The sequence below is a fragment of the Bombella sp. ESL0385 genome, assembly GCF_009725755.1.
Taxonomy (GTDB): domain Bacteria; phylum Pseudomonadota; class Alphaproteobacteria; order Acetobacterales; family Acetobacteraceae; genus Bombella; species Bombella pollinis.
Genome location: NZ_WNIJ01000002.1, coordinates 199,627 through 223,405 on the forward strand (window position 1 = coordinate 199,627; position 23,779 = coordinate 223,405).

Here is a 23,779-nt window from a genome sequence, read left to right on the forward strand (position 1 = left end):
CCACGACGTTACGGCGTGACTCCCAGCGGGAGCGGCACCCAGCGCAGGCCCTCTTTATCCTGCACAAGCAGCAGAATATCCGTCCGTTTCAGCTCCCGTGCGCGGTCAAGGGCGTGTTGTAACGCATCTGGCGTATTCACCTCTTGTTCCCCCACTTGGAGAATCACATTCCCCTCTGCCATCATACGGCTCGCAGCAGGGCTGCCATCAAACACACGCAACACCAATACACCGCGCTGACTATCACTCAGCTCATATTGTGTACGGGCTGTCTGGTCGATAACCCCGAGCTTCAAGCCGAGGTCATGCAGTGTTTTTACAGCATGCTCAGGCGGGTGCGTATCGGAGGGGAGCGGGTCTTTCTCCTCCGGGTTTTTCCCTAACGTGAAGTCCACCACCTGATACGCCCCACGCCGCCATAGAGTGAAACGAACATGCTCCTCCGGCTCATGCCCTGCAACAAGGCGTGGCAATGTTTGGCCTGTCACAGGTTGGCCGTTTAGAGCGGTGAGAATATCACCAACCTGTAACCCTGCCTTTTGAGCAGGGCCATCCTTCATAACCTCTGCCACAATGGCCCCTGTTCCCCACATCTTCCCCGTTGAATCCCCCTCTTTATGGAAGGAGAGGTCCTCTGCCATCGTCCGCGTAACATCCTGATACCGCACGCCCAACCAGCCCCGGCGTACATAACCCCTCTGCCGTAATTGGGCGATAATCCCACGCGCATCATCAGCGGGGATGGCAAAGCCAATACCAATCGAATCCCCGCCTGATCCCCCATAAATCAGCGTATTAATGCCAATCACTTCCCCTTTCAGGTTAAAGAGTGGCCCACCAGAATTACCATGGTTAATAGCCGCATCAGTCTGGATGAAATCATCATACAAACCATGGTCCACATTGCGCTTACGCGAGGAGATAATCCCCGCTGTCACCGTACCGCTCAACCCAAAAGGATTACCAATGGCTAAGACCCAATCACCAATCCGGGCCTCATCACTACGGCCTAACGGGACAGAGGGTAAAGGACGATCCGCCGTGACCTGCAACACCGCGAGGTCCTCTTTACTATCCCGCCCTACAATCCGCGCAGGATATTCCGTCCCATCGGAGAGGGTCACGCTAACTTGCTGTGCATTCTCAATCACATGATTATTCGTCACGACCACACCGGAAGGGTCGATAATAAAGCCTGAGCCTAAAGCCTGCACCTGCCGCTCCGGCTTACCATCCTCATGCCGATGATGGAGATAATCATGAAAAAACTTCTCCAAGGGCGAACCGAGGGGGAAAGGCGAGGATTGCGGCCCGGCGGGGGCACTCCCATCGGGGCCTTCTGGCTGATGCTCATCAGCATGGATAACGCTGGAGACGGAAATATTCACCACCGCAGGCAAAAGCCTATCCGTTAAGGCTGCAAAGCCGGGCATCATCGCCGCCTCATGCGCTGCGCGTGCCGCCCCGGCCTCCTGCGCGGTCGTCATAGGCCCTGTAGCAGCGGGGGCCTCCGTCCCTGCCTCCCCTTGTGCCCATGCCCTATGAGACGGCACCATCACACCAGAGAGGAGTGCGCATGACACCATGCAAGACAGCCATGCACGCGAAGATGAAAGAAGAGAAGAATACATGAATCGGCTCATGTGATAGAAACTACCCCACCACGCGCTGGCCGTCATCCTTCCAACGCGTTTGTTTATGTTTTTTTGCCTCATGAGGCAGTTTTATGCACGAGAGACCTTGCCCCATGACTGCTCAAGACGACACAACCACCCTCACGCAGCACATCACAACACTGCTTGAGGCCCATCATTTAGCCCCTCATGCCACAATCGAGGCCCTAACCTTAGAGCATGGCCATGCTCATCTCATTCTACGCATCACCGCAAAAGGCGTGCCTCTTTTACATAAAAACCGTCAAGCTTTTGAGGACGCTATTACGCATCATCCGGCTATCGAGCGACTCACATTATCTCTGACAGCCCATCGTTCACCGTCCACCAGCCCATCACAAGCGGCCCCTTCTACAGGTGGCCATCGCCCACTCGCTTTAGGTGAACGCCCTAAACCCGACTCTACAAATCATGCCGCCCCACCAGAGGCATACTTGCCAGAGGTAAAAGCCGTCATCGCTGTGGCCTCTGGCAAAGGGGGAGTTGGTAAATCCACCACGGCCGTCAATCTCGCTTGCAGCCTTGCGCGGCTGGGCCTGAAAACCGGCTTGCTTGATGCCGATATTTACGGCCCCTCCCTCCCGCATATGTTAGGTGAAACCCAAAAACCCATAGTGGACCATGGCAAGCTCCTCCCGCTTGAGCGTTGGGGGCTTAAGACCATGTCCATCGGCTATCTTGTTGAGAAAGAACAAGCGATGATTTGGCGTGGCCCCATGGTCATGGGGGCCCTCACTCAATTAATGAGCGACGTCTCGTGGGGGGCGTTAGACGTTCTCATTGTGGACCTCCCCCCCGGTACGGGTGATGCGCAACTCACCCTCACACGGAAATTATCTGACAAACTACAAAAGGGCGGGGCTGTGATTGTCTCAACCCCCCAAGATATTGCCCTGCTAGATGCCCGCCGTGGCGTGACATTATTTGAGAAAATAGGCACGCCCCTTTTAGGGTTGATTGAGAATATGTCCTATTTCTGCTGCCCTCATTGCCATGAGCGAACAGACCTCTTTGGCCATGGGGGCGCAAAGGAAGAAGCAAACGCCCTTAACATCCCCTTTTTAGGTGAGATTCCTTTGCTGCGCGACATCCGATGCAGTGCCGATGAAGGCACCCCCCTCGTCCTGCGCGAGCCTGACAACCCCGCCTCGCAGGCTTATACAGCCATCGCCCGCCACCTAAAGGATCAGCTCAGCCACCATGACGCGGCGTGATGTTGTTATCCATTTTTTGGTATAAAACGCCCATCATCTTCTGAAAGCATAGTTTATGGCCTCTCTTTATTCCCCTCATAAATGGCTCCTCGTTATCAGCCTTACTATGATGTGCGTTAGCCTTACGGCCTGCACCACCCATCAAGAGGTCGCTCATCGCGGCCTCTCCTCAGATGGGTACGGCTTTGTCGCCAATGGCCCCGTCCTCGCCCCGCCAGAGCATCTCACCCAGCATCAAGGCCCCGCCGCACATTAAGCTTTGCCTTAAAGCTGCGGCTATTTCTCCGTTTTTGCATTTTCCCTCTTGATTTCACTCTCCAAAAATGAGATGAAGCCTCCGTCGCCGGATTAGCACAGTGGTAGTGCAGCGGTTTTGTAAACCGAAGGCCGGGAGTTCGAATCTCTCATCCGGCACCATGATTCCCCACCATTCTGCTGGTTTTTATGGCATCGCGCTAAGCGCGTAGGACCTATGGAACGTATAAAGCGTATCTAAGGCCGGATAAAAGCCAACATACTTTTCGAGAAGCCAATTTTATCAGAGTCGCTTGGCACCTGCCTCCCCCCTTAAAAATAGGGGAGACAGGTGCCGTTTGTGCCGTACTAATGCTGTTACCGCTTTAGCAATTTGCCATATGTCTCATTCGCTGCGGCCTCAATCGTCATTGTGGGATTAGAGCGACAGACGCTATCAAACACAGAGATAATAACATCGCTAGATGTCACCTTATTGATAAGCAGCTCTTTCCCCGTTGCAGCGGCCATAGCGTTATCAATGCCAGTTATTGCACCCTGCACCCAGCTATACACCAAAGGCTTTGCCATAGGGTCTTTGCTGTTTAAGTGGAACTTACAATGTTTCAGACCAATACCCACAACAAGATGCTGCGTTTCAGCATGTTGTATATCCACCTGCTGTACATCCGCAGCGTGTGCCGCTACCGGGGCAGATAAAGGCAGAAGCAGAGTGGCACATAGTAAAAGACGTTTCATTCTCTTAACCTCCAAAAACATACCCGATAAGCGTTACGTTATTTCACGCACACTATCTAGCTCTTTCTAAAAGCAGCAATAAAGAGCAAACCAACATATTTTGCTCCCTCTGCTTGTGATATAAAGCCTTTCCTCGCCATAATATGATGGTTATGACATGACATAATCGCCCAATATAGGCGTCATCCCTACACAGATTAAAGGCTTTTGCCGTTTCATGAAAAACACCTTCCCCGGTTTCATCGGGCTTGCCCGTTTATTTGATCTCTTTGAGGGGGGAGCTATGCTCATCCTCTCCCTCTGCATCACCATTGTCGCCTGCTTAGGGTTGCTGCATGTCGTAGTGGCCGTTGTAAAGCTGGTGCTTCATGCAGGCTTACAACCTACAGACCCCGCTATATTGCAGGAAGTCTTCGGCCTCTTTTTCACAGTGCTAATCGCTTTGGAGTTCCGCCACTCCATCCTCGTCTTGCCGGGTTCAGAATCCCAAGGAATGATTCGTATGCGTTCGGTCTTGCTCATCGGCATGATGGCCGCGGTACGTAAGTTCATCGTGCTGGACCTTAACGGTGTCAATGTCCGCGAACTGCTCGCCCTCTCCGCTGCTGTTTTATCACTTTCTGCAGCTTATTGGCTTGTCCGGGGTAAGGCGATGGCACGTGTTGATGCCACAACCCCTCCACCCTCACAGACAAGCCAAGACACGCAACCTCAGAAGAACTGAACGTGTGATTTAAAGCCAAGCATCGCCGCGTCTTTTAAAACGCGCTGCATGCCGGGGTTAAAGTAATATTGGAAGTCCGGCGCGAAGGTCACACCCCGCATGACATGGATACGGTATGTGGCCTCCAGCGTACTCCCCCAACGCTGCACCCCATAAGACCCCCACATAAGCGGGGCCCCGCCAGAGGAATAATAAGGGCTGCCCGCCGCTGGAGCCATGCCATGCTCCACCTGGAAACGCTGCGCCGCCCGTGTGGAATGGCTAGAACCTGTATAAGAGAAAGATACACCCACGGTATCAAGCGGGCGCGCACGCCAAAAGCCAGTATCAACCAACCCAAAAGCGTATAATTTACCGCGCATGGCAACATCTGGCTTGTTCCAATACGCATCAAAGAAGGCAATCAAACCCCCTTCCACCGTATCTTTGGTAGGATGGCGGATAATCATCTGGTCGGCCAAGAACCACATACCCCAGTTGAAGTTACGGCGAATCCCTGTCCCCGGCACCGCATCCCCAACGCCATTGCAGGTCGGGCAATTCGGGATTCTCATCATCGTTTGTCCAGCATTACGGCGGTTAGGGGGATTATACACACCGAGATAATGGTCTGATGTATCAGGCGCAAAACCAACTTTATAATGGCCAGATAAATGCGCTTTACCGAACTCTGGCTCCCAACCGAACTCAATAGGCGTCAAGACACCACTAATCATCGCGCCATTGAACTTAAAACCGGTTCGGTTCTCCTGCACACCGTAAATGCCGCGCTCTGGGAAATACACACCAACCTGAATATAAGTACTATTTGTTGGCCGTGCCCGAATACGCGCCGCCCAGTTTGTCCCCGGATAAGAGGAACGCACATAGTTATCCGTCACAGCCTTCGGGTTACCGCAGAAGGCATTATTCATAAAGTTACAGTAAAGTGGGCTATTGGCAAAGTCTGTATTGCTAGACATCCGCCCCATAGCAATATTCAGACGCCCACCCCATAATGTTTCCTCCCCATAAAAATGGACAAGATGGAACACGACATTACCGCCACCGCCATAGATTTCCTGACTGGGGTTTGTATTATCCCCAAACATCTTACTTGCGGAAATGCCATAACGGCCCACGCCAATAATATGCGTCTCAAAGCCACGAATACCGGCTAATTTGTACCAATCAATATCATTTTCAAAACTATATTGCCCCGCATTGGAGGAACCCTGCTTTAAGCCCAATCCTTTAGTCGGGCTGGTAATCGCCCCGGCAAACTCGTTCGTTGTATCAACCATAATAGCAACGCCACGATCCCGCAGCCAATGGTTCCACTTCATCTGTGGTAGCAAGGCCTCTGGGTGGGGCAAAGGTGGGCCAGATTTGCTCTCCGGGTCACCTTCATGCAACGGGATATTCACCCGCTCTAGCAATTCTTTTCCATTTTCCCCAAAAACCCCAAACTCCTCCTTAGGGTAATTGGAATAAGGCTGCGTCTTCATCCCCATATGACGCATAAAAATCTGCGCTGTATGCTCTGCCGTTTCCCGCTGTGCTTGAGCCGATGCCAGAGGGGGAGCTGTATGCAAGGGCGGAGAGGTATGTTGACCGCCTTTTTTAAAGAGATATTCCATTTGCCCCGCTTTTGTCTCAGGCTGAATGGTTTTACCTGCTACCTTCATCACGGGCGACACACCTTTGGGAGCAGAGTAAGAAAGCGCATGCTCATACGCTGCTGGCTCCCCCGCAGCCCATAAAGGCGAAGCAGTCGCACAGAAGCAAAAAGTCGCAGTAAAACAACGATATAACGCTGAGAAAGATACGCTCATATAGTCAACGCTTCCCTATCGGCCAGCCTCATTAAAAAGATAGGCGCATTTTATGAAAGAATATTAATCACGTCTATATGAGCAGATAATCAAGAATAACTTGTCACTACTTTGTCACAGTGTGGGAAAAACTACTGCCCTTCCTTACCGTTTTCCTCCCCCTCCGCTTGGAAAAACCGTAACGAACGCACCAGAATAGCTCGGCATAATGCCTCTGGGTCCATCGGCAAATAAGATAATCGCTCATCCGAACAATGTCCCATCATATCAACCAATCGCGCCATAATACCCGGCTGCTCTTTTATATAGGCTTCCACATTAGCTGTGGCCCCTTTTTTTATACAAGCAAGTTTCTCAATAACAAATCTGCAAATAACCAAACGTATTTTCTCTAAAAACTCATTAGAGAAAATACCTATACGCGATAACCATGTCGCTAAAATATTAACCCAAACACCAAGTGACAATGCTTTAACATCATGCTTTGTTAGATCATAAATACCAGTACTTGGACGGTATGGTAATGAATCAACAGCCCATGCAGCAATATCAAAACACGCAGCCAATCGCCCTGTATCAAAAGCTTCTTCTACCGGGCAATGCTGAAAATTATCCACCGCGATGAAGGAAACAACCACCTCATCATCACTATCCAATGCCATAGGGTAATACTGCAACACAGACCGGTAAATATCATCATTACCGCTCCCATCATGCAGCCCTACAAGGCATCGCTTCTCCTCCCCTAACTGCTCTGTCCCCGGGAAAGACCAAGCCCCTGTAAGAATAACAGGCAGCATCCGCACCCCAAACCCTACTAACGCCGCAGCCTCGCGATACCCCACTAAAAAGCGCGCAGCCTCATCACTCATATAGCCTTGTTGTTGAAACACAGCCCCATCAGCTGTTGCTACAATGATGCCAATCACGTCACTCTCTCTATCCCCTCCCAACCAAACGGCTTTAAGGAGAAATGATGAAGGAAATCCTCGACCTATTCATCCCTTCATAAACACATACTGTACCCACCTAAAACATAATGCTATAAAATAGCGTTAAAAGAGTGTAACATCACCATGAATTTCCTTATCATTCAAAGCTTTACCATGATTTAAAATATGTCTTACCTGCGAAAGATGAACATCTTTAAGAATAGAATCAGATGAATAATTTAAATTATCTAAATTAGCCATCGAACATCCCATGCGCTTTAATACAGAGCGTACGGCTTCTATCTCTTGCGTTAACGCGTCAAGTTCTTGCAGGCGTTCCATTTGCTCTGCATTTAAGTTCCCAGTTGCAATGTAACGAGCGACCGCCTCTTGTACATCAGATAGTTTATGACAACTATCATCCAACACCATGGCTAGACGTTGCACTAAGGCAGCTGCCTGTATGATAGTCCCTTTGTTCATACTCGTGCCTCCATATGCTCATTTTACATCAGCATTTATGCTGCAATACTTTTCCCGTTGTAGGCCAAAACCGGATACGGCGTACTTTATGCCCGCCAAGACTATAAGCAACGCAGTGCAGATGCGTCCGCTTTACATAATCCCATAAGAAATCAACATTCTTTTGCCCGATATCACTGGCTACGGACAAAACCGACGCCCCACCAAACGCCTTACATTCAAGACGTTCTCTTACACAGCCCGCTTTTATCAGACGCTCTATAAGGTGATTCATGGCATTAACCCCATAAAGATACGCTGTGCTAGAGCTTGACCCGACACAATCCTCCCCCGGTAAGAGAAAATGATTCATCCCTCCTACCCCCGCATATGGGTCATACATGCACACCGAAATACATGAACCAAGCAAGGTGCTAAACACGACAGATGAATCATCCGAAACCGCTAGCTCCCCTTGTATCAAGGTCATGATATTCAGTGGCGATGTCACCTGATAGGCCCAAAGACTTTTTCCAACGTTTCCTTCAGCTTTGCCAATGTATAAGGCTTTGCTAGAAAGTTATTGACCCCTGCCGACACAGCCTTTTGTACTAGGCCCGCATTAGCCTCCCCTGTAAGGATAATAAAAGCTAATTTAGACGTCTTCGGGTTAGCGCGCACAGCCTCTAATAAGGCTAAACCATCCATACCCGGCATGTTAAAATCAGAAATAACAAGATGAACCGGGTGGCCCTCTAAATACTCTAAGGCTTCTTTGCCATCTTTACGTTGCACAACACCTTTAAAGCCAATCTCTGCCATATGGCTGGCCAATACCTGCCGAATAGAGGCTTGATCATCTACAATTAAGGCTCGAATCTGAGATGCGGACGGCATTTTCTAACCCTTTCTGCCCATTAAATCATCAATCATAAAAGCAACTATAGCATTATGCCTTAGCGTGCCCGGTTTACAGCCTCACTGTAACCCCATCGCAAAGCGTGCAATCTCTCCCAAAGCCACTTCATGCTCTACAGCTCCCAACTCTGCCGCAACACGCGGCATGCCATAAACGACAGAAGATGCCTTATCCTGCCCTATTGTCCTAGCCCCCGCTTTACGCATAGCTAAAAGGCCATCAGCCCCATCACGCCCCATCCCTGTAAGGATAATCCCCAAGGCTTTCTTCCCCACAACCTGCGCTATGGAATGAAACAAACTATCCACCGCTGGACGATGCCCGCCCACCGGCGCACCATCTCTTAAGCGCGTTACATATTGAGTACCTTCCTTCCCCACAATGAGATGCTTGCTCCCACCGGGGGCAATACGCACCATCCCTGGCGTTAAGGCTTCGCCATCTTTCGCCTCTGCAATAGAGAGCTGAGGAATGATGCTGTCTAAGCGTTGGGCAAAGCTTGCTGTGTAAAGAGACGGCATATGCTGGCATACCACAAGCGGCGGACTATGCGCGGGGAGGTCTTTTAACACCTCCTCCACCGCTTCCACCCCACCGGTGGAAGAACCAATCCCCACAAGGCCAAAGCTTAAACGCCACGCCTTAGGCAACGGCATTTTTACCATGCTCGGTTTTGCCGAGAGAGGATTCTCAGCCCGTTGATGCCACAAACCGGGGCGAGACTGTGCAGCCTCTAAAACAATTTGCCCCAGCCCCGCAAAGGACTCCCCAGCACAATCTTGCTTGGGGAAACATTCAAACGCGCCCATTTGTAACGCCGTAATCGCTGTATTCGCCCCTTTTGTCGTCATGCTAGAGACCATAACAACAGGAATAGGCCGCAGACGCATAATCTTTTCTAAAAATTGAAGGCCATTCATCCCCGGCATTTCAATATCTAGCGTAATAACATCGGGTTGATTCTCAATAATCATATCCCGTGCCTCAAGCGGATTAGACGCAAGGCCGATGACCTCAATTTCTGGATATTTGAGAAAAGAGCGTTTTATCAGCTCCCGTGCGGTCCGCGAATCATCAACAATAAGGACCTTGATGCGCTCCTTCATGCTCTTAATTCCTCTTTCTATAGATGGTTGGGGCTACAACATCCAACTGACATGCGGTTGTACAATCCACCCGCTCGGAATGACCCACATAAAGAAAGCCACCGGGAACAAGCCGCTCGGCAAGACGTTTCCAAAGCGCATTGCGCGTTTCGTCATCAAAATAAATCACTACATTTCGGCAGAAAATAGCATCAAACTGACCATGAAACGGCCAAGCTCGATTCAAATTAAGCGACCGAAACGTCACAAGCCGGCGAATATCTGCCCCCATAGTGAAGGTGTCATCCCCGGCTTGCTGCATATAGGTCTCCCGCCAACGCTGTGGTACAGCTTGGAGGTCCTCTGCCCTGTATTCTCCCTTACGTCCTGTCTCCACAACAGCATGATTAATATCTGTTGCAAGAATCCGCATATCCCAACGTGGTGCATCAGGGACACGCGCCATGACCGACATAGCCATGCTCCAAGGCTCTTGCCCGGTAGAGCAGGCCGCAGACCACAACCGCCCCCGCCCCCCTTGGCGTAAAGAAGCCCCTAATTTTGGCAAAAGCTCTGTTTCCAGATGCTCAAAATGAGCCTTCTCCCGGAAGAACTGCGTCACATTTGTTGTAAGAACACAGATTAACTCTTGTAGCTCTGCCCGACCCGCTTGGGAGGTCACATAGTCCAGATAATCGCGAAATGACTCCCCGCCAGTGGCACGGATGCGGCGGGACACACGGGAGAACACAAGGCTCCGCTTAGAATGAGGAAGATGAATCCCCGCCTCCAAACGCGCAATCTCCTGCACACGGTGAAAGTCCGTTGCGGAGTACGCAAAGCTATCTGGAACGTCCATGACGCTCATGACACCCCATCTGTATGGATAAGATTAGCCCCCAATAAGCGCGCTAATAATGTATCTAATTGCAGAATACGGATGACACGCTCATCAATACTCACAAGACCGCTTAATTCCGCAGCACCACCATCAACAGAGATGGGCTGTATCTCATCTAAGATAATATCTGTAATGCCAATTACACTATCAACCAACAGCCCGCAGGTCGTTCGGCTTGTACTATCCTCAATAATGATAACAACCCGCCGCTCATTCCCCTCTTGCATCTCTGTCCCTAAATAACGAGCGAGATTAACAACAGTTACGATATTCCCGCGAATATTAATGGCCCCCTCTACATAAGCAGGGCAATGCGGCAAATACGTTGGGGCTTCAAACTCCCTTATCTCGCGAATGCGGAGGATAGGAATACAATAACGCTGCTCCCCCACAGTGAAGATAATCATCTGCTCTTTTCCCGTAGGAGCATGCGCCACAACCCCGGTCTCTTTTGAGGGGGCTTGTCTATTAGTCGTTACGGGCATCTTTCTCCACCTTTCTTCCGATGCGTCATTCTTCACGCATTATGTTCAGCAAGTACTTCTAAGGCGCGCGTATCAATACGTTTCGTAGCAGAAACAATTAAGGTCGATACGTCTAAAATCAACGCCACACTTCCATCCCCAAGGATTGTTGCTGCAGAAACCCCCTTGATGGGACGGTAATTCTTCTCGATGCTTTTGATGACGACTTGCGCTTGGTCACGCACGCCATCTACCACCAAAGCTGCCCGGGCCCCGGCCTCATTTTCCACCACAAGGACCATGAGTTGATCACCCTCACCAGCCCGCCCCATATGGTTAGGACCAGTCACATCGCTATAATCCTGCGGGAGAGTCAGTTCATCACCCAGATAAATCAGAGGGATACAGCGTGTTCTAATCGAGACAACATGGCTCCCATCTGGCAGATGATAAATATCCTCCTTCACATCCACTGTGACGAGCTCCACCACGGAGGAGACTGGCACCACCATCACCGCACCACGACACTCTATCAACATCCCATCCAATACAGCGAGGGTAAGCGGTAGGCTCAAAGTAAATAGCGTCCCCTGCCCGGGTGTACTTTTAATCATCACCCGCCCTCCTAGGGTCTGAATCGCTTGGCGAACCACATCCATCCCCACCCCACGGCCGGAAAGGTCCGAAACAGCATCAGCCGTAGAGAAGCCGGGGGCAAAGATAAGCTCGTTAATCTCATGCTCATCCAAAACAGCCTGTGCTGAAACAATGCCGCGTTTAATCGCTGTCTGCAAAACACGCTGGCTATTAATCCCACCCCCATCATCTTGAATCTCTATCAAAATCCGACCAGAGCGATGACGGGCTGAAAGCCTAATGGTCCCTTGGGCTGGCTTACCCGCCGCCTGCCGGGTCTCTTTATCTTCAATCCCATGGTCAATCGCATTACGCAGCATGTGGGTTAGTGGATCTGTGAGATTTTCGATCAACGTCCGATCAATTTCCGTCTCCTCACCCTCCAAAATCAGACGGACATCTTTCCCCGCGAGGCCACTTCCCTCCCGTACAACACGTTGCATCCGCTGAAAGACATGCCGAACAGGCTGAGCGCGAATCGCCATAACAGCCTCTTGAATATCCCGCGTAAGGGTCTTCAAAACTGCTAGTCGCTTCACCAGCTCTTGATCTTGTGTAACACCTTGCTGTGATAAGGCGGATTCTAGGGAGGCCTGACCAATCACCATCTCCCCTACCATATCCATCAACATACCAATCCGACCTGTATCAACACGGATGGACGCATGCTGCTCTTGTTTACGCCCCTGTTTGGATGAGGGTGAAGTAGAAGGACCTTCCTCTTGTACGGGCTGTACAGGATGAGGCTCCTCCTTGGGGGGCTTTGCACAATCTGGCTCTAAGACTATCGGCGCAACACACTCAGCCTCATCAGAGATTTCATCTTCTACAGGCTGTTCTCCTCGGCTGATGGTGAGGTCACATACATCACTCACCCAGTCGAACACATTATGCACATCAGCCTCTGTTGGACCTTCAGCTCCAATAGGGAGATGCACCTCCCACCCAAGGCAACCTTCATCTACGGGAAGGTCCGCTAAAGGGGGGAGATCTTGTTGCTGACAGCTCACCACCATAGCCGCCGCTTGCTCTGATGGCAAAAGGCTCTTTAACCCTAATAATAAGTTACGCGCATCATCACCGCGCTCATACAGCTCCCCATGGGGACGAAAACTCACTCGCAATGTCTCTGTTAGGGGGGTGGCTTCCTCCGCAGGATCGTCAAAATCAAACGCCTCTAAATCTACCGTGACGGGGACAAACCCTTCCAGAGCTGCAGAATCCTCCAGCTCTACAACAGGCTCCTCCTCTGGTCGCGCCCCAATAATCTCCTCTAATTTATGGATATTCTCATCAACACGGTGATTATCGACTCTCTCGCCAGTTTGTTTTGATTCAGAAACAAGATCGCTCAACACATCCATCGCTATGAAGAATGTCTTCACTGTTGCAGAATCGGGCCTCACCTGCCCGGAGCGCAAACAATCTAACGCGCTCTCATAAACATGAGCAAAACGTACAAGACGCTCCAATCCAAATGAAGCCGCCCCGCCTTTAATGGAATGAACCGCCCGGAAAATAGCGTTAATTGTCTCCGGGTCAGCATCATCCTCTGAGAGTTCGCTAAGGCCTCTTTCCAATTCAGGAAGGAGCTCATCACATTCCTCAAAGAAGATTTTAAGGATATCATCCATGACATCACTCATAACCATGCTCCCTTACGCTGTGACACGCTTTATAGCCCAGACGAGTTTCTCGGCACTAAACGGCTTTGCTATCCACCCGGTTGCCCCAAGGGAGCGCGCCCGCTGTTTCTTTTCTTCATCAATTTCGGTCGTAAGGCAGATGATAGGAAGATGCGCAAATGCCTCTATCCCGCGTACCGCCTCGATAAATTGGAAACCATCCATCCGCGGCATATTAATATCGGTAATAATCGCTTGTGGGGCTGGATTAGCCTGCTGGAGGGCCTCTAGCCCTTCCACACCATCACCACCTTGGATGACATCATACCCCGCATCCCCCAAGACTTTCCGCAACATGCCTTGCATAGTGCGCGAATCATCAACCGTCAGCACCCTGATAGCTTGATTATCCACCATAATGAGCCTCCTCTGCCCCCTCATGCGCCAAAAGCTGGCCGCGGACGCCAAAGAGCGTGAAGGCTTCCTCTGCTTTGTCAGACCACGCGCTAACCTTCAGCCCACTCGCGAGCAGTAATCGCACGCATAATCCGCCAACATATTCCACATGCGATGCATCCAGCCTGAGGGCTTCTCCCCCCTGATGCTCTGCCAGCCCCTCCAAAAGCAACTGCTTTAAACCATCCGCTGCTTTTGTATCCAATCGTGACGGCAGGGTGATTATGGGACTAGCTCCCTCCATAAGCGCGACCATTAGAAATGTTCCCAACCATCTTCATCATCAGAATGTGTTGGTAAGATTTTTCCATCCTGCTGAATCTCACCATGACGGCTGGCCAACAAAGGCGATGCTGCCTTTTGCTTCGTTCCCGCCGAGAAGACCGGTGCTCCTTCTTGCGGCAAGGCCTTTAGCTGGCTGCGGCCTAACAACGCACTATGCTCCGTGCCCCCCCCGATTGTGAAAGTTGCTAATGTTTCACGCAATTTAAGGGCTTGTGTCGTCAAATTATGGCTTGCCGCTGTGGATTGCTCGACCATCGCCGCATTTTGCTGGGTCATGCCATCCATACTGCTTACCGCGTCAGAAACCTCCGCCAAACTACGCGCTTGCTCATCGGTGGCTTGGGTCACCACTTCAACACGCTCTGCCAGAGCCTCGGTGCCTTCTTCAACATCCTGAAGCAACCCACTTGTCCGCGCAACAAGGCGTACACCCTCTTGCACATGGGCTGTAGCGGTCTCTAACACATCACGAATCATATCAGCCGCTTTGGCAGATTGCTCCGCTAGGGATTGCACCTCTTTTGCAACCACTGCAAAACCACGGCCCGCCTCACCAGCACGCGCCGCCTCTACGCTCGCATTCAACGCAAGAACATTGGTTTTAAACGCAATATCACTCACCGAGCGCGTAATCTGCACAATATCATCTGATGATGTTTTGATAGAGTTCATCGCCTCACGAGTCTGCTCCATCCCCGTAGAGGCTGTCTTAACCTTCTGCAACGTCTCTCTAGTCTCATTACTAGCATAAGAGCAGTTGCTCACTGTGGTTTGAAACCCCGCTGAGATAGATTTTACAAAGGATGTAACCTGCCCAAGGCTCGCCGCCTGACGCTCTGTCCGTTTTGCAAGGTCATCAGAGGCTGTGGAGATTTCGCTCGCCCCATTAGCAATCATATTGGAGCTTTCTGCCACAGCCGAAAGTGCCGCCCCTAACCCCGCTAAAGAACCATTAAAAGCCTCCCGCACTGGGCCAAACTCCCCACTAAATAACTCGCTCATGATGCGGATGGAGAGATCCCCTTGCGCTAATCGTTGCAAAGCACGGTTTAGCTCCTCTACAACAGAATGAGTTCGCACCTCACGTTCACGCAGCTCCTCCATGGCCTCCATGGCTTTATTAGCCGCTTCACCATGCGCTTTTTCTGCCGCTTTTTGCTCCTGCAAACTCACCGCTAAAGAGGCAAGCAGCTTACCAAGCCGCCCTACACAATTCTTACGGCCTTCATATTGGCTAATATCTGGTGTGTAGCCCTCATCTAAAGCGGCACCCATACCCATCAAACGCTCTACAGGCTCTGTTAAAGCTTTTGTAAGAAAAAGCCATACGCCCCATACTAGCAACATGCCAAAAACAAGCGTACCGACATTAATAAATGCAACACTATCAAACTGCTTCTTTTGGAGATAACCCACCCCCTCCACAAGCAGCTGCACCGCTAGATAAAACTCAATCGCCAACATCGCTACACGCACTTGCACGCGGAACAAAGCATCTCTGTAAAGCCATTTGAACATCAGACTCCTCCCTTCCCTCCAGAAGATTCATCCCCGTTCAGCATGGCCAATATCCCCCAACGGGCTGCGAAATTACAAGACATAAGCCTTATTATAGCCATATGAATTATGACCATGCCACAATTTAACCTTAAATAAGGCAGAATATCAGCAAAAAGAAGGCTATTTATCAAAAAATAGACATAATATAGGCTTCCATTTACCTTCCATTAGCTCATTTTAACTTTATTTGATCCTGTTAATTTGTGGAGAATACAGCTCATTTAGCAATATTACAATCCACCGGACTATTAAGACGATTCATCGCATCAGGGCTTAATTTACGAATACCTGCTAAATATTGTGACAAAACATTAGCCCGGTCTGGCGTCATATTTCCAATAACTTCAGAAATACGGCGCGGTATCATATGTTGTGCTACCGGGACCATGACGCGCATATCCAATACATCAAACATAGCGGCAGCATCACGCGGGGACATTTGCTCATAAATGCGCGCGAGCCGGTCAATACTATGCTCCACATCTTGGCGGCGTTGGTCTTGCTCAGCAGATAGTTCCGAAGCATTACGCCCTAACGCTTGCAACTTCTCATCAAGTTCTTTTTGCTCAGCTTCAAGGCTTTTTTGTTGCTGCTTTAAAGCCTCTGCCTGCCCTTGCATCGCCTGACGATGAGCCAAGATTTCCTCATTTAACCCCTGCTCTGCCGTTTTAACACGCGGCTCCAACGCATCCTCATCTTTCTCTCCAGAGGCCGGGTCCCCTTCTGCCAAACCATTAAGCGGCGTCCATCCCTGTAATTTATTGACATAAACGCGCACTGTAGTCGGATGCGTCTTTTTCGGCACTGCACCCGTTGCTGTAGGCTGAAGGGGCGTTTTCTCGCCATCACTCCGGGCTGCTATTACCCCCTTCTTCTCCAGCTCTGCACCATTCTTTGGGGGCTCCTTCTCCGTATTAGGCTGGCTAATCTGCGCCGCGAGAGAATGAAGATTCAACGCCAAAAGGACCGTCATCAAACAGGAGGCAAGATTTGTAATCTTACTAAGGGAAAAGCCCGGTTTTTTCACAGCCCTAGCACGTCCTCTCATAATATCCGTCCTCATACCCGGCGCAGTGCAAACAACACCGCTTCCTCAATCCCGCATGACATTAATAGCGCGCGTCAACATAGCGCGTGTTACCTGCAAGGCATTCAAATTAGCCTCATATGAATGTTGAGCGTCATGACTATCCATAATCTCTACAATGGAACTCACATTCGGCATCTTCACATAGCCTTGCTCATTAGCCGCAGGATGGGCCGGGTCGTACCGCATTTGGAAGTCGGATTGATCCTCCCCAACCGAACGTATCGCAACGCTGGAAACGCCACTGGCACGATCCAACGATTCTTTAAAGGTTACAATTTTACGGCGATACGGGTCCGCTCCCGGCGATGCTCCTGTCGTCTCAGCATTTGCAAGATTCTCCGCCGCAACACGCAAACGTGCTGTTTGTGCCCGCATCCCAGCGGCTGAAACACCAATTGTATCAGAAAAATCCATCTCTCATCCCTCTCACACTCAAAACAAAACCATAAAGCAAGGCTTATTGCCCGCCAGAACTGCCCAAAGCCATGCCGTACATGCCCATATAACGGCCATAAACGGTTGTCGCGAAACGCTGCTGGTCACTTGTTTGCGCAATTTTGCCTAGCTCATCTTCCAAAACCACACGGTTACCATCCAAAGAGGCACGCCCCCCTTCTCGCTTAGCGTGGCTCTCCCCTGCTGGCCCTAGCATATGCCCCGGCTGTGTACGCTTTAACGCCACCATATGTGCCGCATTCACCACACCCTGAAACGGCGTAACATCTTTAGGGCTATAATGCGGCGTGTTGGCATTAGCGACATTCCCTGCCAACACGGATTCACGATTTTGCAGCCAACTCATCCGCCGCTCCGCAAGGTGGAGAAGATCCGTGCCCTGCCCCGGCCCTGTTATCATATTACTCATCGCGCTCTATCCTTTCCCCATCCGCTTTAGGCCATTCCTAATCTTGTTCTGGCGAGACAAGCAGTTGGAACATACGCCCTGCATCGCCCTCAAAAGGACGTTCACCTACGCGGTTTTTAATCCAATTCAGCATACCCACATCCCCCGCACGGGACGCATCAGAGGCAAAACGTAAGGCCAAAAGCTGCTGCGATACGTCCAAGGCCCCTTGCTCTGGCAAGTCATGCTCTACCATGCCGCGCAAATCCGCTATTGCAGCAGGCCACTCCTCCCGATTTTCATGCAAGCGTGCCCGCATATCGGCCCCTTGAGAAGATTGGTCGGCACTGAGCAAATAAAGGGCGATTTCTGGCTTGCCAGACGCCGCAGCCATACGCGCCATAATGCGATTCCGCTCAGCCGCTTCCTGCGGGGGCATGGGGTTAGGAGCCGTTTGCGCTAATGTGGCAGAGGCTTCATCAAACAAGCCGCGCTTAATTTCATTCTCTGCCAACATATCCCCACCGGCTGCCCGCTTTTGTGGGTCAGTTATCATAGGGATGGCCGTTGTCATGGCCTCACCAGCTTTATCAGCTAACCCTAACCGCCCCAAAAGCTGGCCATAAGAAAGCTGCAAAGTCCCTTTTTGGTCACTTGGCAAAAGGTCTGGCAAATAAGCCCGCATGAGCGCAGCCCCACGCACCAACGCCGCTTCATCCTGTGGGGATTGCCCAGCCGATGCCCCATGAGGCAAGTCCTGCATTAAGCCTGTTAAAGCCTTGCCTAAAAGAGCCTGTATACGCGCCGGGTCTTGTTGAAGTGGTGTATCCTCCACTTGATTAAGGGCTTGCAAAGCGGCTTCCCATTTTTTTGCACGAATATTCGCCCCAGCCCGCAACATATTCACCACACCATCACGCCCTGCAAGGCGAGCATCAGGCAGGAGAGAAGCATATTGCCGCGCCGCTTTCTCAGAGTCGATATGCCCATCACGCACGCTGAGGGCTATGCCTTCCTCCATCGCTTTTTCCGCCACGATAGGGTCTTTATCAACAGACAAATCCTCCAAGAGATGGATCGCCTCATCCTCACGCCCAGAGCGTAACGCACGCACCGCCTTCGCAAATTGATACGCACTCCCCTCCGGCAGATGGTCCAAAGCATGCCATTCTGCTGAGCCGCCATGGCGGGCGATGGTTTCTGCCGCGATGGGCAGCAAGAAGGACCGCAACGGCTCTGGATAATTCATCAAACGGGGCATATCGCGGGCAAGAAGATGAGCCGCCTCGCTATCCTTCCCCCCTGCTAGAGCTTCATAAAGCCCCTGCCAGAGCTTCGTTGCGCGTATAGCCTGCTCCGGCCATTGCTGCATGAGCTGTGAGGCCCCTTTCATCTGGCCTGTCAGCAAATCCGTCGCTGCCAGAAAGAAGCGCACATCCGGGCGAAAGGCTTCCTCCGGGTCATCCTCCAAAGCGACATCCATAATCGCCCGTGCCTCGGGGAAGATTCCAACCCCTAACGCCGCTTGTGCTGCCTCAAACCGTTTTTTAAACCGCTCTCCCGGTGTGGAATCAGCCGCCGCGATTAAGGCATGGCGATAACGCTCTCGTGCTTGGGCTGGGGTGAGATTTTTAAGCCCTAACCAATTTAAATCTACATCACTGGCATAAATCGCACGATCCAAATCCGACAAAGGACGACCATCCGCACGTTGGAGGAGGTCCCCTTTAGCAACGGCCTTCATCGTCACCTGTGGCGGATCATGCTGAGCAATGACGATCCCCTCCAGAGAGGGCCATACGTCATAATCCACTCCCCGCCGTAAAGAGAGCATCCCACCATCATCTAAAACCGTTGTCCCTACTAATAAGGGCGTATTTGAGACGGGGTCTTCAACCGAGAAAACACGTCCCGGCTTCCGCATAGGGAAGTAAAGACCATCCTCACGCAATGTTGGGCTGATTTCACGCCTATCGGTATAATCAACAGCAGGCGGTGGTTGATCACCTAACACCCAGCCATTACTTTGCTGCGAGAGATATAAAGCCCGTGTATCTGGCACAGGCAGAGTAATCATCGTTACATCGGGTAAAGCCGTCACACTCAACTGTGCAAACATGCCATCCCCACGCAGGGCCGCTATGTCCATAAGGTGGCGGCCATCCACCAAAATGATGAGACGGTCCCCACTTTGATACGCCGCTATCCCCATCTGCCCCGGTACAGGGATAAGAATCCGATTGCGTGAAGATGCTGTTGCAGCCGGTATATGCCCCACTGCCTGAGAGGGAACAGACGCATCCCCTACCCCTGCGGCAAGCCCCACCGCTCCCGCAGCAGCTGGGTGACCCTCCGGTTTGGTGGCAGTCACCTCCGCTGGCTGTATCGTATGAGGTGGACGCGCCACTTTCTTCACAGAATGAGTAGAACTCTCTTTAGGAGCTTTTCCTCCCTGTGGACCACCAACGCCAAGCACATGCACACCCCAGCCAGCGGGCAATTCATCCAATAAAGGATCCCCCGGCTTAATGTGCATTTGCCCTAATGTTTCACTATTAGCGACATTTTCAGCATGGTGCGATGCAGCCGCTTTGCGTTGATGCTTCGCCCCACGAGTGATGCGCGCCGAATGTGCATGAGGGGACGATGGCACAGCAAAAGCCGATGATGCCAACAGCACCCTCCGGCTCCCACCGTCATACCCCCCGATGAGGAGCATACCCACAGCACCATAACAAGCTGTCCGCCATCCCAATACGGGCAGCCGCCGCACAGCCTTACGAACAGCGCGCATCATCGTGCTGCAATCCCCCATCATATCATTCCGCTCACGCATTCCTCTCCCCGCCCGGCCGCGATTCGGTCCGCACGGCCCTCACAGGCCCTTAACCCAACAAGCTGGCAAAGCTGGCTGTAGCGGAGTTTTTACGCACGCCTTTTGCGCTGGGAACCACCTGCCCTGTCGCATCAAGCTGCATAGACGCTTGCGCCCCATTGCTACGCTGGGAGGAGATTTGTACGCGCCCCGCATTTTGCGGCCGCACCGCCTTACGCGCCTCACGCGCTTGTTGAACCGTATGCATCTTCATAGAAGACGCTAACTGAGAGGCTAGTGACGCTTCTGACATCATTTTATCCTTACATTAGGGTTTAGAACCACATCTATTGGCTTTTGATAGCGAATCAAAACCCAAAAACAAAGCCAATTAAGCATATAACTTTTAACAAGCCATAAAATTGCCTTATTTTTTGAGAAAATTATGGAATTATTTTTAAGCAAGCATTACAAAAGCCCATGAAGTCCTTGTACCTCACGGTGCAGCCTCTCTCATTTATAGGAGTGTTCCCAAGGCCATGTCCCTTTCCAGCATTGCCAGCACCACAGCACAAAGCTTTGATGCCGGGCAGGCCTATGGTCGTGCCCAACAGCTTACTCAAGCAACCCGCTTAGAAAATGCTGCCCCCATGACAGATGCCGACACAAGCGATGCTGTCTCTAGCTTCAGCTCTGTTTTAAGCACTGCCATTAAAGGGGCCATTAACACAGGCAAAGTAGCGGAGAGCCAAACGGCCCTTGCCCTCTCTGGCAAAGGCAATATGTCCGATGTTGTGGCCTCTGTTGAAGAAGCAAAACTCACCTTGCAAACCGTCACAACATTACGGGATCGCTTTGTGAGCGCCTATCAAGACGTTATGCGGATGTCCATTTAAGCCTTATTAGGCAATAACAGCCAATTACGAGGGGAGCACCCAATGGGGCACGCGGTTGATGTGCAGGAAATACTGCGTCAAACACTTCTTGTTGCCGTCAAACTTGGGGCCCCCTCCCTATTGGCATCCCTATTAGCGGGGCTATGTGTCTCACTCTTTCAAGCGATGACACAAATTAGCGAAGCTACACTCTCCTTTGTACCAAAATTCATTGCGGCAACAGCAACGCTGATACTCACAGCCTCCTTCATGCACGCCACCATCCATGCCTATGCAGAGCTGATTTTTGATCAACTCATCAAGGCTGGGGGCATCTAAATGAACAGCCTAGCCGATTTCTTTGGCTCGCCTGACCTTGCCGCACCTCATGGCTCTATCGCCATCCTAACAGGCATATTTGTCATCATCCTCTGCCGTGTTAGTGCCGTAGTTATGCTCGCCCCTGGCCTTGGAGAAATGGGAGCCCCCGCCCGTATCCGAGCAGGGCTATGCTTAGGGATAACCATCGCCCTTTTACCCGTCATTCAGCAACGACTCATCGCCGTCTCTGGCGAGGCGTTGCGTATGCCCTCTATGTTGCTCAAGCTCATTGCAGGGGAACTTCTTTGTGGGTTTTTCCTCGGCATGATGGCGCGGCTTCTGAGCCTTTCCCTCGCTATTGCGGGGCAAATTATCGCCGTCTTTACCGGGATGGCAAGCGTCATCCAAACTGATAGCCAATTAGGAGCTTCCAGCACAGCCGTCAGCCATATGACCAATGCTTTGGCCCCCATCATCCTTTTTGCAACAGGGCTCTACGCCCTCCCTCTTTTTGCGATTTCTGGCTCTTATACACTCTTTCCAGCAGGGCATCTTACCGCCCTCCTTGTGGGGGATATGACAAAAGATATAACCCATATTGTCAGTGTTAGCTTCCTCATCGGGATGCAACTTGCCGCCCCTTATATTCTAATAGGGACATTATGGCCTGCCATGCTGGGGGTGCTTAACCGGCTAATGCCCTCCATACAAGTCTATTCCCTTGCCATCCCCGCACAGATTCTAGGGGGGATTTTGCTCCTAGCCTTACTCATACAAATCCTTACCAGCACATGGGCAGAGAAAATGCAGCTCTATCTCTCCACCCTGCCCGGCCTTGGGCTAACCACCCCCTAACATCATATGGCAGAAGAAAATGGCAGCGGCGGGGGTGAAAAGACCCAAGACCCAACAGAAAAACGCCTCCAAAAAGCACGCGAAGATGGCAATATTGCTCAATCGAAAGAGCTGCTCATCCTCGTTGCCTTAGGCACGTTTTTGCTCGTTTTTGCGCTGACCATTCCTAACGCAGCACGGCAATTTATCCGGGAGATGAATGGCATCTTCCTTCATTTTGACTTTGTAGGTCAGGACCCCGCGGCCCTCTATGGCTTTACCCTCCATGCTCTTACAGCAGGCCTCCACCTCATTGGCCCTCTTATGGGCACAGGGGCCTGTGCTATTTTAATCGGCGGGTTGTTACAAACGGGTTTCCTCTTTCGCCCCCAAAGTTTGCAGCCTGATATAAGCCGCCTCTCCCCGCTCAAAGGCCTCAAGCGAATCGTCAGTGTGAATAATCTGATCGAGTTGCTAAAAACCATCGCTAAATTCGCCGTCTTTGGCGTTATCCTTTACAAGGTTGCCTTACAAACGGTTGATTTAGCCCCACAAACAGAACGCTGGACGCCGTATCAACTTATTGATGCCATGAAATCTTGGTTCGTCTATGCGGGTTTTATGGTGCTGGCCATACAATGCGTCATCACAGGGCTCGATGAGGTCTGGACGCGCTATCATCGCTTCGCCAAATTACGGATGAGCTTGCAAGATATTAAAGATGAAATGAAACAAACGGAGGGGGACCCGCAAATTAAGGCCCGCCTTAGGCAGCTACGCCAAAGCCGCTCCCGCCGACAGATGATGAAGGCTGTGAAAGAGGCCACCGTTATTGTCGTCAACCCTACCCATTATGCCGTAGCGATTCTTTACGACCAAAACAGCAACACAGCCCCGCATATTGTTGCTAAAGGTATGGATGATCTGGCTTTTCGCATCCGCGATATTGCCCGCAAAGCGCGAATCCCCGTTATCTCCAACCCGCCTTTAGCACGCTCTTTGCACAGCCTCCCTCTTGATAGTGAAATCCCCGAGGAGTTTTGGAAGCCCGTTGCTACAATTATTGCCTATGTGATGCGCCTTAAAACCCCCGGCGCACGCGCGCAGCTTCCTACAGAGACATCATCATCTCTTTAAAAAACCTTTATGTAACGCCTTATTCATGAAATAAGCATGTTATATTTGATTTGAATAGAAAGACATGTCTAATTTATGCCATAGAATAACCTTAATTCATGCGTCAGAACCAAGGATAGA

Annotated in this window: 26 protein-coding genes and 1 tRNA gene; 8 read left to right on the forward strand and 19 right to left on the reverse strand. The window is 51.2% G+C overall.

The genetic code is table 11. The features are described from left to right. Positions 1–8: 8 nt before the first annotated feature. On the reverse strand, positions 9–1,586 hold the full coding sequence (locus GM557_RS07190; protein ID WP_230880642.1) for a Do family serine endopeptidase: 1,578 nt from the start codon (positions 1,584–1,586) through the stop codon (positions 9–11). 161 nt (positions 1,587–1,747) lie between these two features. Here GM557_RS07190 and GM557_RS07195 point away from each other — a divergent pair, with 161 nt between their 5' ends. The 3 genes from GM557_RS07195 (at position 1,748) to GM557_RS07205 (ending at position 3,304) form a co-directional block, all read left to right on the forward strand. After that, on the forward strand, positions 1,748–2,887 hold the full coding sequence (locus GM557_RS07195) for an Mrp/NBP35 family ATP-binding protein (RefSeq protein WP_155573674.1): 1,140 nt from the start codon (positions 1,748–1,750) through the stop codon (positions 2,885–2,887). 55 nt (positions 2,888–2,942) lie between these two features. After that, complete coding sequence (locus GM557_RS07200; protein WP_155573675.1) at positions 2,943–3,143, forward strand: hypothetical protein; 201 nt, start codon at positions 2,943–2,945, stop codon at positions 3,141–3,143. An 86-nt stretch (positions 3,144–3,229) separates the two neighbouring features. Beyond that, positions 3,230–3,304, forward strand: a tRNA-Thr gene (locus GM557_RS07205). Positions 3,305–3,499: 195 nt separating this feature from the next. Here GM557_RS07205 and GM557_RS07210 read toward each other — a convergent pair. Next, positions 3,500–3,880, reverse strand: a complete 381-nt coding sequence (locus GM557_RS07210; RefSeq protein WP_155573676.1) for a hypothetical protein — start codon at positions 3,878–3,880, stop codon at positions 3,500–3,502. Between the two features lie 217 nt (positions 3,881–4,097). On the opposite strand from GM557_RS07210, the gene GM557_RS07215 reads away from it, so the two are divergent. Continuing rightward, positions 4,098–4,604 carry a phosphate-starvation-inducible PsiE family protein gene (locus GM557_RS07215; RefSeq protein ID WP_155573677.1) on the forward strand — a complete coding sequence of 169 codons (507 nt, stop codon included), beginning with the start codon at positions 4,098–4,100 and terminating at the stop codon, positions 4,602–4,604. Here the strand turns inward: GM557_RS07215 and GM557_RS07220 are convergent. From GM557_RS07220 to GM557_RS07300, 17 genes are all read right to left on the reverse strand, one after another. Continuing rightward, complete coding sequence (locus GM557_RS07220; RefSeq protein ID WP_230873312.1) at positions 4,592–6,418, reverse strand: carbohydrate porin; 1,827 nt, start codon at positions 6,416–6,418, stop codon at positions 4,592–4,594. The two genes, GM557_RS07215 and GM557_RS07220, sit on opposite strands and share 13 nt — an antisense overlap. 131 nt (positions 6,419–6,549) lie before the next feature. Next, on the reverse strand, positions 6,550–7,347 hold the full coding sequence (locus GM557_RS07225; RefSeq protein WP_155573678.1) for a hypothetical protein: 798 nt from the start codon (positions 7,345–7,347) through the stop codon (positions 6,550–6,552). A gap of 126 nt (positions 7,348–7,473) precedes the next feature. After that, complete coding sequence (locus GM557_RS07230; protein ID WP_155573679.1) at positions 7,474–7,833, reverse strand: hypothetical protein; 360 nt, start codon at positions 7,831–7,833, stop codon at positions 7,474–7,476. Between the two features lie 28 nt (positions 7,834–7,861). Beyond that, positions 7,862–8,185 (reverse strand): chemotaxis protein CheD, encoded by a 324-nt coding sequence (locus GM557_RS07235; RefSeq protein ID WP_230873313.1) that lies wholly within the window; start codon positions 8,183–8,185, stop codon positions 7,862–7,864. 134 nt (positions 8,186–8,319) lie between these two features. Then, a complete protein-coding gene (locus GM557_RS07240; protein ID WP_155573680.1) occupies positions 8,320–8,709 on the reverse strand; it encodes a response regulator in 390 nt (129 codons plus the stop codon). A gap of 81 nt (positions 8,710–8,790) precedes the next feature. Next, the gene (locus tag GM557_RS07245) at positions 8,791–9,837 is read right to left on the reverse strand and encodes a chemotaxis response regulator protein-glutamate methylesterase (RefSeq protein WP_155573681.1); all 1,047 of its coding nucleotides are present in this window, start codon (positions 9,835–9,837) and stop codon (positions 8,791–8,793) included. A gap of 4 nt (positions 9,838–9,841) precedes the next feature. Further along, complete coding sequence (locus GM557_RS07250) at positions 9,842–10,675, reverse strand: protein-glutamate O-methyltransferase CheR (protein ID WP_155579578.1); 834 nt, start codon at positions 10,673–10,675, stop codon at positions 9,842–9,844. Positions 10,676–10,680: 5 nt separating this feature from the next. Continuing rightward, positions 10,681–11,202, reverse strand: a complete 522-nt coding sequence (locus GM557_RS07255; protein ID WP_155573683.1) for a chemotaxis protein CheW — start codon at positions 11,200–11,202, stop codon at positions 10,681–10,683. Between the two features lie 32 nt (positions 11,203–11,234). Beyond that, the gene (locus tag GM557_RS07260; RefSeq protein ID WP_155573684.1) at positions 11,235–13,463 is read right to left on the reverse strand and encodes a chemotaxis protein CheA; all 2,229 of its coding nucleotides are present in this window, start codon (positions 13,461–13,463) and stop codon (positions 11,235–11,237) included. Between the two features lie 12 nt (positions 13,464–13,475). Continuing rightward, positions 13,476–13,859 (reverse strand): response regulator, encoded by a 384-nt coding sequence (locus GM557_RS07265; protein WP_155573685.1) that lies wholly within the window; start codon positions 13,857–13,859, stop codon positions 13,476–13,478. Beyond that, positions 13,849–14,154 (reverse strand): STAS domain-containing protein, encoded by a 306-nt coding sequence (locus tag GM557_RS07270; protein ID WP_155573686.1) that lies wholly within the window; start codon positions 14,152–14,154, stop codon positions 13,849–13,851. Before GM557_RS07270 ends, GM557_RS07265 begins: the two co-directional genes overlap by 11 nt. Further along, on the reverse strand, positions 14,154–15,701 hold the full coding sequence (locus GM557_RS07275; protein ID WP_155573687.1) for a methyl-accepting chemotaxis protein: 1,548 nt from the start codon (positions 15,699–15,701) through the stop codon (positions 14,154–14,156). Before GM557_RS07275 ends, GM557_RS07270 begins: the two co-directional genes overlap by 1 nt. Before the next feature lie 259 nt (positions 15,702–15,960). Continuing rightward, entirely contained in the window at positions 15,961–16,791 is an 831-nt protein-coding gene (locus tag GM557_RS07280) for a MotE family protein (protein WP_155573688.1), read from the reverse strand. Positions 16,792–16,836: 45 nt separating this feature from the next. Then, a complete protein-coding gene (gene flgC, locus GM557_RS07285) occupies positions 16,837–17,247 on the reverse strand; it encodes a flagellar basal body rod protein FlgC (RefSeq protein WP_155573689.1) in 411 nt (136 codons plus the stop codon). Between the two features lie 43 nt (positions 17,248–17,290). Beyond that, complete coding sequence (locus GM557_RS07290) at positions 17,291–17,698, reverse strand: flagellar biosynthesis protein FlgB (protein WP_155573690.1); 408 nt, start codon at positions 17,696–17,698, stop codon at positions 17,291–17,293. Between the two features lie 37 nt (positions 17,699–17,735). After that, entirely contained in the window at positions 17,736–20,513 is a 2,778-nt protein-coding gene (locus GM557_RS07295; protein WP_155573691.1) for a hypothetical protein, read from the reverse strand. A gap of 49 nt (positions 20,514–20,562) precedes the next feature. Next, positions 20,563–20,808, reverse strand: a complete 246-nt coding sequence (locus GM557_RS07300; protein WP_155573692.1) for a hypothetical protein — start codon at positions 20,806–20,808, stop codon at positions 20,563–20,565. A 223-nt stretch (positions 20,809–21,031) separates the two neighbouring features. Between GM557_RS07300 and GM557_RS07305 the strand changes: the two genes are divergently transcribed. The 4 genes from GM557_RS07305 to GM557_RS07320 are packed head-to-tail and all read left to right on the forward strand — an operon-like array spanning position 21,032 to position 23,659. Beyond that, entirely contained in the window at positions 21,032–21,388 is a 357-nt protein-coding gene (locus tag GM557_RS07305; RefSeq protein ID WP_155573693.1) for a flagellar hook-basal body complex protein FliE, read from the forward strand. Positions 21,389–21,430: 42 nt separating this feature from the next. After that, a complete protein-coding gene (locus GM557_RS07310) occupies positions 21,431–21,706 on the forward strand; it encodes an EscS/YscS/HrcS family type III secretion system export apparatus protein (RefSeq protein ID WP_099026900.1) in 276 nt (91 codons plus the stop codon). After that, positions 21,707–22,543, forward strand: a complete 837-nt coding sequence (locus GM557_RS07315) for a flagellar biosynthetic protein FliR (protein WP_155573694.1) — start codon at positions 21,707–21,709, stop codon at positions 22,541–22,543. Positions 22,544–22,549: 6 nt separating this feature from the next. Further along, on the forward strand, positions 22,550–23,659 hold the full coding sequence (locus GM557_RS07320) for a flagellar biosynthesis protein FlhB (RefSeq protein WP_155573695.1): 1,110 nt from the start codon (positions 22,550–22,552) through the stop codon (positions 23,657–23,659). Positions 23,660–23,779 lie beyond the last annotated feature (120 nt).